Here is a 13,251-nt window from a genome sequence, read left to right as displayed (position 1 = left end):
CCTTTGGTACCCCTGAGGTTAGTCACACCTCGCACCCTACCTAGGATTTATTCAGTGCGAACTTTTCTTTTGCTTCAAGGCGACGACGGTGTAGAATTGGTTCCGTGTAGCCACTTGGCTGCTCTTTCCCTTTGAATACAAGGTCACAAGCTGCTTGGAAAGCAATTGATTCATCGAAGTTAGGCGCCATTGGACGGTATAATGCATCTCCTGCATTTTGCTCATCAACGATTTTCGCCATGCGCCTTAGCGTATGTAACGTTTGCTCTTTTGTACAAATACCATGGTGAAGCCAGTTGGCTATCATTTGGCTCGAAATACGCAATGTTGCACGGTCTTCCATAAGTGCTACATTGTTAATGTCAGGAACTTTTGAACAGCCAACACCTTGCTCAACCCAACGAACAACATAACCAAGCAATGTTTGGGTGCTGTTATCAAGCTCCTCTTGAATCTCCGCAGCCGACCAGTTAGCGTTTTCTGCAACTGGAATTTGTAAGATTTCATCGCGGTAATCTTTTACTTCTTTTGCAAGTTCCTCTTGAACCTTTCTTACATCAATTGCATGGTAGTGAAGCGCATGCAAGGTCGCTGCCGTTGGTGATGGAACCCACGCAGTGTTGCCACCTGCTTTTAAATGGCCCACTTTTTGCTCAAGCATATCAGCCATCAAATCTGGCATTGCCCACATTCCTTTTCCAATTTGCGCTTTCCCTTTCAAGCCAGTATCCAGTCCAACACGTACGTTATTTTTCTCATAAGCATTCAGCCAAGTGGATGATTTCATTTCACCTTTACGGATCATTGGACCTGCTTCCATGGATGTATGGATTTCATCACCTGTACGGTCTAAGAAGCCTGTGTTGATGAAAACGATTCTTTCTTTTACTTCATTAATACTATTTTTCAAGTTCAAGCTTGTACGGCGTTCTTCATCCATTACGCCAATTTTGAGCGTATTCCGCTTCATATCAAGCATATCTTCCACACGGTTAAACAATTCATTTGCGAAAGCAGCTTCTTTTGAACCATGCATTTTCGGCTTAACGATATAAACGGAGCCTTCCTTAGAATTTTGATAAGGTCCATTGCCTAAAAGACCGTGCTTAGCCATTAAGCTTGTAAACACACCGTCCATGATACCTTCAGGAATTTCTTGTCCGTTTTCATCCAGAATCGCATTGTTCGTCATTAAGTGACCAACGTTACGAATAAACATAAGCACCCGGCCAGTAAGCGTAACCTCTTCACCGCTTGGGGCTATATAGGTACGATCGGGATTTAATGTACGAGTCACTTCTTTTCCACCTTTAGTGAATACAGACGTTAAATCTCCTCTGTTCAGGCCTAGCCAGTTACGATATACGAGCGTTTTATCTTCGGCATCTACAGCTGCAACAGAATCTTCACAGTCCATTATGCTTGAGGTTGCGGACTCTAGGTAAACGTCTTTCACGCCTGCTTCGTCCGTTTTTCCAATCGAGTGATTGCGGTCAATTTGAATTTCAAAATGTAATCCGTTATTTTTAAGCAGGACAGCTCTAGGCTCATCCGTCTGCCCCTGGTAGCCAGCAAATAAAGAAGCATCCTTAAGTCCAGTACCTTCACCGTTTTTAAGTGTTACTTCTAACTTCCCGTTACTGATTTTATATTTGGTTGCCTCCGTATGCGATGATGCTTGAAGTGGAACATGTTCATCAAGGAACTTTTTTGCAAAAGCAATGACCTTCCTGCCGCGGACAGGGTTGTATGAACCTTTTTTCTCAGCGCCGCCTTCTTCACTTATTACATCCGTGCCGTATAATGCATCGTAAAGTGACCCCCAGCGTGCATTGGCAGCATTGATTGCATAGCGCGAATTATCAATTGGCACAACAAGCTGTGGTCCTGCTTGAACCGTAATGACATCGTCAATATTCTCTGTTGTAATGTCAAAATCTTCTACCTCAGGCTCCAAGTAACCGATTTCCCCCAAGAATGCTTTGTACGCCTCAAAATCAAACGCATTATTTTCTTTATGCCATCCATCAATTTGCTTTTGAAATTCATCGCGTTTTGCTAACAATGCTTTGTTTTTCGGAGCCAGGTCAGACACAAGATTCCCTAAATCCATCCAAAACGATTCACTGTCAAGACCTGTTTCTGGAAGTGCTTCCGAATTAACAAAATCATAAAGCTCTTTTGCAACCTGAAGATTGCCCGTTTTTACGTAATCCGCCATTCATAATTCCTCCCTTTCCTTCATCTATCTACTATTCTATTACAGTACATATTAGAAACAAAAATACATGTTTTGCATGATCGTTATTCCTTTTGGCTATACCTTAACGTATACTAGGGGTACAATTTCACATTATTTTTTTGAAAGGGTGCCTATAATGGACATAAGGCAGATAGAATATTTTGCAGAAGTTGCCAAGCAGTCGAACTTTACGAGAGCAGCTTCTGTCCTACATATTTCGCAGCCGTCATTAAGCAAAACCATTAAAAACCTTGAGACCGAACTTGGTGCTCCGCTTTTTTATCGGGGGGCTAAACAATTGGATCTAACGGATGCGGGAAAGGCCCTTTTAGTCAATGCGAAAAACGTTCTTCATGCTTTTGAAAATCTAACATCTGAACTAAATGATGTCATCGATTTAAAAAAGGGTGAAATCAAAATTGGAATTCCCCCGATTATAGGTGCTGCATTTTTTTCAAAATTAATTAGCAAATACAAAGAAACCTATCCTTCCATTGAAATGATATTAACGGAAGTTGGCAGTAATAAAATTAAACATGGGGTTGATGAAGGAACACTGGATATTGGCTTAATTTGTAATTTGCCTATTCAAAAAGAAAACTTTGAAGCAATTAAACTATTAAAAGATCCATTAATGCTTATTGTGCAAAAAGACAATCCTTTAGTCGAAAAAAAAACCATCGAATTTTCACATATCGAAAAAGAGCCATTTATTTTATACCGGCATGATTTCTCTCTGCATGACAGTATTATTGACGCTTGCGAAAAACATGGCTTTTATCCAAATGTCGTCTGTGAAAGCTCACAAAAAGACTTTATGGTTGAAATGGTTGAAGCTAAATTAGGGGTTGCCTTATTACCGAGTAAAATTTGTAGCCAGATTAACAACGAAAACATTATAGCCATTCCATTTAACAAACCCATTGTTAATTTGGAATTAGGCATGATCTGGAGAAAGAACAATTACTTACCTTACGCTGTACGCGAATTCATCGCCATGTTGGAGGGGACTTAGGGACTACCCCTCGTCCTGCCTTCGTCTATTCCACCAGCAAATACACCGCCTTCACTGGCCCGTGCACCCCAACAACGATGTCCATTTCAATATCAGCACTGTTGCTTGGTCCTGAAATAAAATTGACACACGTTGGAATTTCTTTGCCAGCTTCTACTCGTTTATGGATTTCGTGTGTAGCTTGAGTCATTCGGGGTACAATGGATGACTTTGATACGATGGCAACATAAGTAGTCGGCAACAGACTTACGGAACGGGCAATATCTTTATCATTGAATTGTACAACGGTACCTGACTCGGCCAAACTAATATCACTAAAAAAGATTCCCAAGTTAGCTTCTTTAGCCATTTTAATATTTTTTTCACCTAACGCTGTGTCCCATATGTGTGTTTGCCTGTTATCAAATGCAGACGTAAGCCCGTATTCGGCAAATCTTGCATCTTTCGTTGTGACAATAGATTCCGCGCCGTATTCCTTCATAACCTTTTGTAATGTTTTCAGAAGCATCGATTTATCTGTTTCTACCACATCTGCATGTTTAGCCTTACTGTTTTTCCGGAAAGTAGCCAATAAATCCTCAGGGGAATCATGTTTGTAAACCTCCCATTGTGGTTGATGCTTCCACTTTGGCAGAGAGACATGATCTTTGCGTTCACGTCCAAGCTTATCTGAGATTTCATTTAAAAAAACGTCTTTATTATGAATTGTTCCTTTAGCCATTGGCTACTTCCTCCCTTTTTGGTGTTCCTTAAACCAGCTTCTAAAATTGTCTTTTCCCGGAGCAGGAAATTCACGAATAGCTGTCCACGGCTTCATTGGACCTGGACCTTTCGAAATACTTCCATCTCTTACTAATGGTTTCATAAACGTTGGCGCACCTTTTACAGCTATCTGAAAAAGAGAAGGTGTACTTGCACCAATTCCAAATGCTTTCATGGCCATTTTTTCGCTCGTTTTTGCTCTTCCTTGTTCGGCTACGTAATTTTCCCGGTGTCTGATCAGTTGTTCATGGAGTGGTATTTTAACTGGACATGCCTCTGTACAGGCTGCACAAAGACTGGATGCAAAAGGCAGTTCGCCATATTCTTCGTAGCCACCGAGAATAGGGGAAAGGACAGCGCCAATCGGTCCTTGATAAATTGACCCATAAGCATGCCCGCCAATTTGTCGATAAACTGGACAAACATTTACGCAAGCCGCACAACGTATACAATGAAGGGCGGATTGAAACTCAGTCCCTAACGCATTCGAACGCCCTGCATCCAAAATAACAAGGTGAAATTCCTTTGGCGCGTCAACACAACCTTCCTCCACTCCAGGAGTCAAATTCGTCACATACGTGGTTATCTTTTGCCCAACAGCGCTTCTACTTAACAGGTTTATTAAGACATCAAGTTCTTCCCATGTAGGAACCAGTCGCTCCATACCCATTACAGTTATCTGTGTATCAGGATAGGTTGTAACCATGTTCGCATTCCCTTCATTGGTTACAAGGGAGATAGAACCAGACTCTGCGACCGCAAAATTACAACCCGTAATCCCAATATCTGCTTCCATAAATACCTCACGAAGCTGACTTCGGGCAAAGGCAGTTAGTTCCCCTGGTTCTTCGGTACCGGTGTAACCCACCTTTTCCTGAAAGGTATCCCGAATTTGGCCTTTATTTTTATGAAGCGAAGGAACAACAATATGTGAAGGTCGATCCTTATCGTCTACTTGCAAAATATATTCTGCCAAATCAGTTTCATGAACCTGACAACCGACTTCTTCCAGTGCTTCGTTTAGGCCTATTTCTTCCGTAACCATTGATTTCGTTTTGGTCACATGTTTCGCATTTTTCTTCTTGGCAACGTCTTGAATATACCGATTAGCATCTTCTGCCGTTTTGGCAAAGTACACATGCCCACCCTTTTCAGCGAAATTTTCACTTAACTGATCAAGGTAAAAGTCAAGGTTTTCTAACGTATGTCTGCGAATTTCCGCGCCCGCACTGCGCCATTCTTCCCAATCACCTATCTCGTCATCTCTTTCTGTAATATCAAGCTTTTTATCTCGCAATCTATCTTGGGCTGAAGCCATAGCATTACGCATAAAGTCATTATCCAACGCATCGTCCACTCTATCAAAAAATGGTTTTTCTCCAATTTTCATTGGCATTTATACTACCTCCCTTAAGCTCGCGAATTCAAAATTTGAGCGATATGCTTCACGTCAATCGGTTTTTCTTTGCGATCAATTCGCCCTTTTATGTTCATAAGACATCCGCCATCAGCTGCAATCAACACTTCAGCCGTAGATTCCTCAATATGCTTGATTTTTTCATCTACCATTTGTTCCGAAATCGGTACCATTTTCACTGCAAATGTTCCCCCGAAACCACAACAATCGTAACTGTTTTCAAGTGGGAGCAATTCAAGACCTTTTACATTTTCTAAAAGTTTAAATGGCGCCTCCGTCTCTTGCAATAATCGAATCATGTGACACGAGGTATGGTAAGTAGCTTGCGCTGGATAAACAGCTCCTACATCCTCCACACCCAAAATGTTCACAATAAACTGGGTAAACTCGTATGTATGATCCGCAACAGCTTGGGCTCTTTCCTGCCATTCTTTGTCATCTTTAAAGAGATCAGGATATTCTTTGAACATTGCTGCACAAGAACCTGAAGGGGTAACAATATACTCAGAGTCTTCAAAACTTGTAATCATCTGTTTTGCCGCTTTTTGCGCATCTTTTCTATAACCACTATTGTATGCGGGTTGGCCACAACATATCTGTCCTCTTGGTAAGTCAATTTCACAACCAAGCCTCTCCAGGACTTCCACCACATCTTTAGCGATATCTTGATAAAATATTTCCCCGAGGCAAGTGACAAATAAAGACACTTTCATCATTATTCACTCCTTCATCATATAGTTTAAATCTAATGAAATAAGTTTATATCCTTGCAAGTATTCTCTCTTTCTATAATATACACAATAGTTATTCTAATGGAAATAAACGGAATTTGAAAGAAGGAACAGAACTATGGTACATAGGAATTAGTTGACGCCTACTTCTCAACACACATAAGGCCACCGCAATCCAACGTTGCGGTGGCCTTATTAATAAGCTACTATATCCTTTACACCCAGCGGGAAGTGACAACTTTCTTCCGTGTATAGAAATTTAAGCCGTCTTTCCCGTTTACATGTAAATCTCCATAGAAGGAACTTTTCGAGCCAGAGAATGGGAAAAATGCCATTGGAGCGGGTACACCAATGTTCACACCAAGCATACCTGCATCAACTGTTTCGCGGAATTGGCGTACACTTCCGCCATCGTTTGTGAAAATACAAGAACCATTAGCAAAGTCTGATTTGTTGGTTAGGTCAACAGCTTCACTGAGATCTTTCACACGACTGATTGACAATACAGGAGCGAAGATTTCATCCTGCCAAATCTTCATCTCGCTTGTCACATTGTCAAAGATCGTTGGACCGACAAAGTAACCTTCATTTTTAATTTCCTCATCGTTTCTTCCATCACGAACAAGCTTTGCGCCCTCTTTTTCGCCTGTTTCAATATACTGTAGTGTGCGTTCCTTATGTTGGTCGCGAATAACTGGACCTAAGAATACACCTTCATCCAAACCATTTCCGATTTTGATTTCATTTGCTTTTTGAATGAGTCTTTCAACAAATTCATCCGCAATTGAATCTTCCACTGCGACAACAGAACATGCCATGCAACGTTCACCCGCTGACCCGAATGCAGCGCTAATAATCTGTGTAGCTGCATTTTCTAAGTTGGCATCCTTTAATACAATCGAATGGTTTTTTGCCCCTGATAGTGCCTGCACCCGTTTGAGTTTGTCTGTACCTCGTTTGTATACATATTCAGCAACTGGTTGAGAGCCCACAAATGAAATAGCTGCCACGTCTTTATGATCCAATAATCCGTTTACAACATCATGTGCACCATGGACGATATTGAATACCCCTTTAGGTAGTCCCGCTTCTTCCAGTAATTCTGCTAAGCGATTTGCAAGTAGCGGTGTGCGCTCTGACGGTTTTAATACAAATGTATTACCTGTTACAATTGCCATCGGAAACATCCATGCTGGAACCATCATTGGGAAGTTAAACGGTGTAATTCCACCGATAACACCAATTGGATAATGGTATACGCCAGACTCAAGACCTGTTGAAATCGATGGGAGTTGTTCGCCCATCATCAACGATGGAGCACCTGCTGCAAATTCAACATTTTCAATTCCTCGCAAAACTTCTCCTTGTGCTTCCTTAAAGCTTTTCCCATTTTCAATCGTTAGTAATTTTGCTAGCTCATCCCACTGCTCTACAAGTAGTTGTTGATACTTAAACAAAATACGCGCTCTTTTTGGCACAGGCACGTCCTTCCATGATTGAAATGCTTCATTTGCTACTTCGACTGCATGGTCCACGTCTTCACTAGTTGAAATTGGAACATTTGCAATCACCTCACCGGTTGCAGGGTTATAAACAGGTTCCGTTTTATCTGATTTCGGTTCGATCCATACCCCATTTACATAGTTCTTAAGTGTTTTAACTGTTGTTGATTGCGTCATACTATAAACCTCCTGATTTTAATTTTATGAATGCATGAATAGTAGTTTAGTACTTGCTAAATAATAGAAAGGTGGACCAGGTATGTTTACTAGTGAATTTATCAAGCTATCAAATGCAGCAGATTGTGCCGCTCAACTTCCAAACCCAACAACAGCACATGTATTGGATAGTGCAATCAGCGCACTTTGAGTACCTACCGCAAAAGATTCCCAAAATTCTTTTATATAGTTAAACTTTAACACACATGCCTGGAATATCCCAGTTGCCAGAGCCAACAACAATGCTGCCGTAGGGAACATAAAATTGGCAAGAATTTTAAGGGAACCAATTACAATAAAAGCATTCCAATCATATAACTATTCCTCCATTAGTTAATTTACGTTACTTTCTACAGAAAATTGATAATCGTAGCAAACACGATATAGTTCTTCAATTTCCTGCTGGGATGGTACTTTCGGATTGTTAGCTGGGCTTCCACTGGATAAAGCATCTGCGGCCATTTTGCTGATAGCATTTTCAAATGGTTGCTTTTCAATTCCCCATCCACTCAGATTAGGAATATTCAATTTTTGACAAAGATTTTTAACGGATGAAACAGCAATCTCTGCAGATTCCTCTTCGCTGTAACTTTGCGCTTCAGGTGAAAAAATTCTGCCCAAATCTGCCAATCGCTTAACGGATGAATCTTTACTGAATTCTAAAACTGCCGGCAGCAGCATTGCATTTGAATACCCATGTGGAACATGAAATAGTGCACCAATTGGCCTTGACATACCATGTACCAAACATACCGAAGCATTCGAAAAAGCAATTCCGGCTTGCAAAGCACCCAAAGACATTGCTTCTCTTGCGTCAACATTTTCGCCATCCTCAAAAGCAGTCATGATATTTCGTACGATTAATTTCATTGCTGAAAGCGCCATCATATCTGTCATTGGATGAGATAGTTTGGAAATATAAGCCTCAATTGCGTGACTTAGAGCATCAACACCTGTTGCTGCAGTAACGTGCTCCGGTGATGAAAGTGTCAACATTGGATCAACAATAGCCACATCTGGCATGAATGCTGGTTGTTTAATCATCATTTTAACGTCATTCGAAGTATTAGTGATCACCACTGCATCTGTTGCTTCCGAGCCAGTTCCTGCTGTAGTTGGAATAGCAATATGTGGGACAGGTGTTACGTTAGCTAACTTCTTCCCACCCATATAATCTCCAATATAACCCCCATTCGTTGCTAATATGGAAATTGCTTTCGCCGTATCAATACAACTTCCACCACCTAAAGAAATAACAATGTTGCAATTTTCTTTTTTTAATAATTCTAATGCTTCTTCGACGTAATGATCAGTTGGCTCAGATTCAACTCCTAAATAAACTCCACTTTCAACACCACTTTTTAATAAAAGGTCGCGGCATTCACTTACATAGCCTAGACGATCCATCACCTTATCACTAACAACAAGTGCCTTTTTCCCTAATAATACCGCTTCATTTCCTACCGTTTCCAAGCTATTACGACCATAATTAACCGTTTTTGGCATTCGAATCACAGCATAGTTTTCCATTTACTTTCCCACCTTTTCTCTTTCATATGTATACTTGCACCATTCCAATTGGTTGCATTCTCTTACTAACAACCGGGATATAATCCACATCTACATGATCCATAGGTATCTAAATAGTTTGAAAACTATTTAGTTAACTACTATACTAAACAAAGTAATTCCTAAATTCAAATAACTATTAATAAGAAAGGATGGAAAAAATGCAACTAGATCAAAACAAGAAAAGAAAACAGAAGTTAGAAATGCCTGATACATATGTGATTCTTTTTATCGTATTGCTAATGGCTGTCATCGCAACCTATATTGTGCCATCTGGTTCGTTTGAGCGGGAAACAATTGATGGAGTGGAACGAGTCATTCCTGGAACATATAGTGGCGTGGATGGTAACCTAATTGACTTTATGGATATATTTCTAGCACTGCAAGAAGGTATGGTTCAATCTGGCAGTCTTATATTTTTAGTTCTTTTTGCAGGAGGAGCATTTGAAGTTATTGAGAGATCAGGGGCCATTAAGGGTGGAATTCTTCGCGCTGTCAACAAAACGCGCGGTAAAGAGTTCTGGTTAATCGCCGTAGTTTCTTTACTATTTGCACTTGGTGGTGCGGTTGGGGCAGTGGCCAATTCCGTTATTCCGTTTGTTGCAATTGGGATTATCATAGCACGTGCATTGAAACTGGATGCGATTGTCGCAGTGGCGATCACATTTGGCGCTACATTTGCAGGATTTAATGTTGGGTTTCTCAACCCATACACTGTAGGAATTGCTCAATCAATTGCTGACGTTCCACTATTCTCAGGTATGTTATTCCGGGTTATCGCGTTTGTTGTTATTGTCGGTGTAACGATTGCGTATACGTGGCGGTATGCAAAAAAAATACTTGATGACCCCTCGAAAAGTATGGTGGGCATTTTAGATGAATCAGAAGGTTCGAAAGATGAATTAAAAGCACCTTTTACGATCCGACATAAGCTGATACTAAGTTTTGTTGGACTTGCATTACTATTTTTTGTCTTCGCAACCATTCAATTTAAGTGGACGATTAATCATATGGCTGCCTTCTTTATTATCATAGGACTTGTCTCCGGAGTCATAGCCGGAATGAACTATAATAAAACAGCGTTAACTTTTTTAGATGGGTGCGCCAAGCTAGTTTACGGCGCTTTAATTATCGGAGTTGCCCGCGCTATTTTAATCGTTATGGAAGATGCGCAAATTCTTGATACTGTTGTAAATGCCCTTTCTATACCGCTTGAAGAACTCTCGCCAGTATTCGCTGCTCTTGGAATGTTTGTAGCAAATGGCTTGCTAAATTTTTTAGTACCTTCTGGAAGTGGACAGGCAATGATTTCGATGCCTATTTTGACGCCACTTGCTGACATGGTTGGTGTCACTCGCCAAGTAGCTGTACAGGCTTATCAATTTGGGGATGGGTTCACGAACAGCATTTTCCCTACATCCGGACCACTCATGGCAAGTCTTGCCGTCGCTGGTGTAGCTTGGATAAAATGGGCAAAATGGATGCTTCCTTTATTGCTTATTTGGGTAGTGATTGCAGTTATTATGCTGACCATAGGAGTATTAATTAACTGGGGTCCGGTTTAAACGGAACGATAACATTTTGAGTGCCTGGCACCTGAGCTATTCTGAATTGTTCTTGGTGACAGCACCCGATATAACAACTTAAAAATGGGTGCTACTGACATAGATTAGTGGCACCCATTTTTCTTTTAGGAGCGACAATACTATCATCTTATCACGTTTTGTTGAATCCTCATTATATGAATATCTTAAAAAGGCGCTTCAAGCTAAGACAATCACCCTTACTATTTGAACCTTTTAACATACTATACATTATACGGTTAGAAGGAGGAGAGACCATATGTCATATATCCACAATAATAGACTAGTAGTAGCAAGCGAAAGGTACCACAAAATGCGTCACAAGACAGAAGCATGCGATTCATGCGATAACCTTAAGATGCGTCATAAGCCAGAAACGTGCGATTCATGCGATAACCATAAGAAGTGTCACAAATCTGAAACGTGCGATAGATGCGGTAACCATAAAAAGTGTCACAAACCTGAAACGTGCGATAGATGTGATAACCATAAGAAGTGTCACAAATCTGAAACGTGTGATTCATGTGATAACCATAAGAAGTGTCACAACCCAGAACCGTGCGATAGATGCGATAACCCCAATCCACTTAGAGAAGTGCTTTGCAATTTAGTCAATCAACAAGTACAAGTTACTACTCCATTTGGTACAGTTACTGGGACACTGATTGCCGTAAAATATAATTATATCGTAATTATCGAAAGTTCTGGAGATCAAGTACTGGTCCGAACTGAAAAAATCGAATTTGTCGGTTAATTATAAAGGAGGGATTAGATGTTTGAAGAGATTTTTGCTGCCGAACTTGCCAACCGTATTGGTTCAAGGGTTGAAGTAGCCACAGATAACAATTTGATTGAAGGAATTCTTTCAAATGTTACAGAAGATTCGGTTCGAGTTGAGGTTAATGGCGGTTATGGAGGTTATGGGCAAAATAGCCTATTTATCTCAATAGATGCTATTAATTTCGTTCGTTTTCCATTAGTAGCATAGAATTAATTTCAATCTGGCAAACGGGCATAGATAGGGTATTTTCTAAATATCCTATTATCTATTTTTTTGTGCGCTATCATAAAATTTCGACCTGCTTATTAACAAATCCTGATTCTGATAATTTAAAAATGGACTTTGTGAAATAATAGTTATTTTATCTTCATAGAGTTAACCATAAGCTATTTATTTCTGTTTAATAATTGCATAAAAATAAAAAAGAGTACACAAGCGTGTACTCTAAAACGTGTTTAATCAGTTATGCAGATATTAATTAATGTTAGGCTTCACTATTAAGAATGGCCTCACTAATTTCATTTGTAATCATTAGTGCTTTAATTCCATCTTCTCCTGATACTGAAGGTTCTGTTTCGAACTTAATGCAATTTAAGAAATCCAACAACTGAGCGCTTAATGGTTGGATAGAATTATCAACCTGAATACTTTGAGTTAATGTTCCTATAGTGTTAGTTATATCCTCTACAGAGCGTGTTATTTTGATTTCCTTTTTTAAGATATCAGCTTCAATAAAAGCACTCTCAGTAAGAATTCGAATGGTTCTAACTTTTCTTTTTGATTTAAAACTAGCCGTCAATTGCGCTGTAACCCCTTGTGAAGATTTAGTAATGACAACAGCATGTTTTGGTGTATTCTGAATGATTTTTCCAAGAGCATAAAATTCCGTGATTGTATCTTTAAGAAGTTCTTGCAAAATATACAGGTCATGAATCATTAGATCCTTTACTACATCAACATGTTTAATCCTTTCGTCATAGGGGCTCATTCTATGAAAAGCAATTCCGATAATATCTTCATTTTCTAATTCATTGGTAAGAATTTGAATTAATGGATTAAAAAGTTCTATGTGTCCCACTTGAATTTTAACTCCTGCTTTACTGGCTTTTTGGAGTAAATCCTTAGCCTGGACGACAGTACTCGTAATTGGTTTTTCCATCAACATGTGTACGTTTTGTTGGATACAACTTAAACCAATATCATAATGGAATTCAGTCGGTACAGAAACGCTGACAGCATCAACGGATTTAAGAAGGTCATTAATCGATTGAAACTGCTTTACTTTGTATTTCTCAGCAATCTGACGTCCCTTTTTTTCATCACTGTCATATATACCGACAAGCTGGCAATGATCATGCATCGATAAGTACGTTCGTACATGATTTTCTCCCATATTTCCTGTTCCAATTACACCGACTTTCATAAAAAAATCT

At 39.8% G+C, this 13,251-nt stretch carries 11 protein-coding genes; 4 read left to right on the top strand and 7 right to left on the bottom strand.

Annotation, left to right across the window (positions count from 1 at the left end; translation table 11 throughout):
* Positions 1 to 40: 40 nt before the first annotated feature.
* Entirely contained in the window at positions 41 to 2,221 is a 2,181-nt protein-coding gene (locus AC3G7N_RS00955; RefSeq protein WP_489420257.1) for a malate synthase G, read from the bottom strand.
* Between the two features lie 157 nt (positions 2,222 to 2,378).
* Between AC3G7N_RS00955 and AC3G7N_RS00950 the strand changes: the two genes are divergently transcribed.
* Entirely contained in the window at positions 2,379 to 3,257 is an 879-nt protein-coding gene (locus AC3G7N_RS00950) for a LysR family transcriptional regulator (RefSeq protein WP_489420256.1), read from the top strand.
* Between the two features lie 25 nt (positions 3,258 to 3,282).
* Here AC3G7N_RS00950 and AC3G7N_RS00945 read toward each other — a convergent pair whose 3' ends face one another.
* From AC3G7N_RS00945 to AC3G7N_RS00925, 5 genes are all read right to left on the bottom strand, one after another.
* The gene (locus AC3G7N_RS00945) at positions 3,283 to 3,978 is read right to left on the bottom strand and encodes a LutC/YkgG family protein (RefSeq protein WP_489420255.1); all 696 of its coding nucleotides are present in this window, start codon (positions 3,976 to 3,978) and stop codon (positions 3,283 to 3,285) included.
* Positions 3,979 to 3,981: 3 nt separating this feature from the next.
* Positions 3,982 to 5,415 carry a LutB/LldF family L-lactate oxidation iron-sulfur protein gene (locus AC3G7N_RS00940; RefSeq protein WP_489420254.1) on the bottom strand — a complete coding sequence of 478 codons (1,434 nt, stop codon included), beginning with the start codon at positions 5,413 to 5,415 and terminating at the stop codon, positions 3,982 to 3,984.
* A 14-nt stretch (positions 5,416 to 5,429) separates the two neighbouring features.
* Complete coding sequence (locus AC3G7N_RS00935; protein WP_489420327.1) at positions 5,430 to 6,149, bottom strand: (Fe-S)-binding protein; 720 nt, start codon at positions 6,147 to 6,149, stop codon at positions 5,430 to 5,432.
* A gap of 233 nt (positions 6,150 to 6,382) precedes the next feature.
* Positions 6,383 to 7,846, bottom strand: a complete 1,464-nt coding sequence (locus AC3G7N_RS00930) for a CoA-acylating methylmalonate-semialdehyde dehydrogenase (RefSeq protein ID WP_489420253.1) — start codon at positions 7,844 to 7,846, stop codon at positions 6,383 to 6,385.
* 372 nt (positions 7,847 to 8,218) lie between these two features.
* The gene (locus AC3G7N_RS00925; protein WP_489420252.1) at positions 8,219 to 9,415 is read right to left on the bottom strand and encodes an iron-containing alcohol dehydrogenase; all 1,197 of its coding nucleotides are present in this window, start codon (positions 9,413 to 9,415) and stop codon (positions 8,219 to 8,221) included.
* Positions 9,416 to 9,615: 200 nt separating this feature from the next.
* Here AC3G7N_RS00925 and AC3G7N_RS00920 point away from each other — a divergent pair, with 200 nt between their 5' ends.
* The 3 genes from AC3G7N_RS00920 to AC3G7N_RS00910 all read left to right on the top strand — a co-directional run bounded on the left by AC3G7N_RS00920 (position 9,616) and on the right by AC3G7N_RS00910 (position 12,025).
* Positions 9,616 to 11,019: a YfcC family protein gene (locus AC3G7N_RS00920; protein ID WP_489420251.1), complete on the top strand. Its 1,404-nt coding sequence runs from the start codon at positions 9,616 to 9,618 to the stop codon at positions 11,017 to 11,019.
* A gap of 613 nt (positions 11,020 to 11,632) precedes the next feature.
* The gene (locus AC3G7N_RS00915; protein WP_489420250.1) at positions 11,633 to 11,791 is read left to right on the top strand and encodes a DUF2642 domain-containing protein; all 159 of its coding nucleotides are present in this window, start codon (positions 11,633 to 11,635) and stop codon (positions 11,789 to 11,791) included.
* Between the two features lie 18 nt (positions 11,792 to 11,809).
* Positions 11,810 to 12,025 (top strand): hypothetical protein, encoded by a 216-nt coding sequence (locus tag AC3G7N_RS00910; protein WP_489420249.1) that lies wholly within the window; start codon positions 11,810 to 11,812, stop codon positions 12,023 to 12,025.
* 277 nt (positions 12,026 to 12,302) lie between these two features.
* Here the strand turns inward: AC3G7N_RS00910 and AC3G7N_RS00905 are convergent, their stop codons facing one another.
* Positions 12,303 to 13,241 (bottom strand): Gfo/Idh/MocA family oxidoreductase, encoded by a 939-nt coding sequence (locus AC3G7N_RS00905; RefSeq protein WP_489420248.1) that lies wholly within the window; start codon positions 13,239 to 13,241, stop codon positions 12,303 to 12,305.
* Positions 13,242 to 13,251: the final 10 nt, after the last annotated feature.

This window comes from Virgibacillus carmonensis (genome assembly GCF_057836705.1).
Note: the sequence above shows the minus strand (reverse complement) of the source record. Positions and strands in the feature narration are given on the sequence as shown.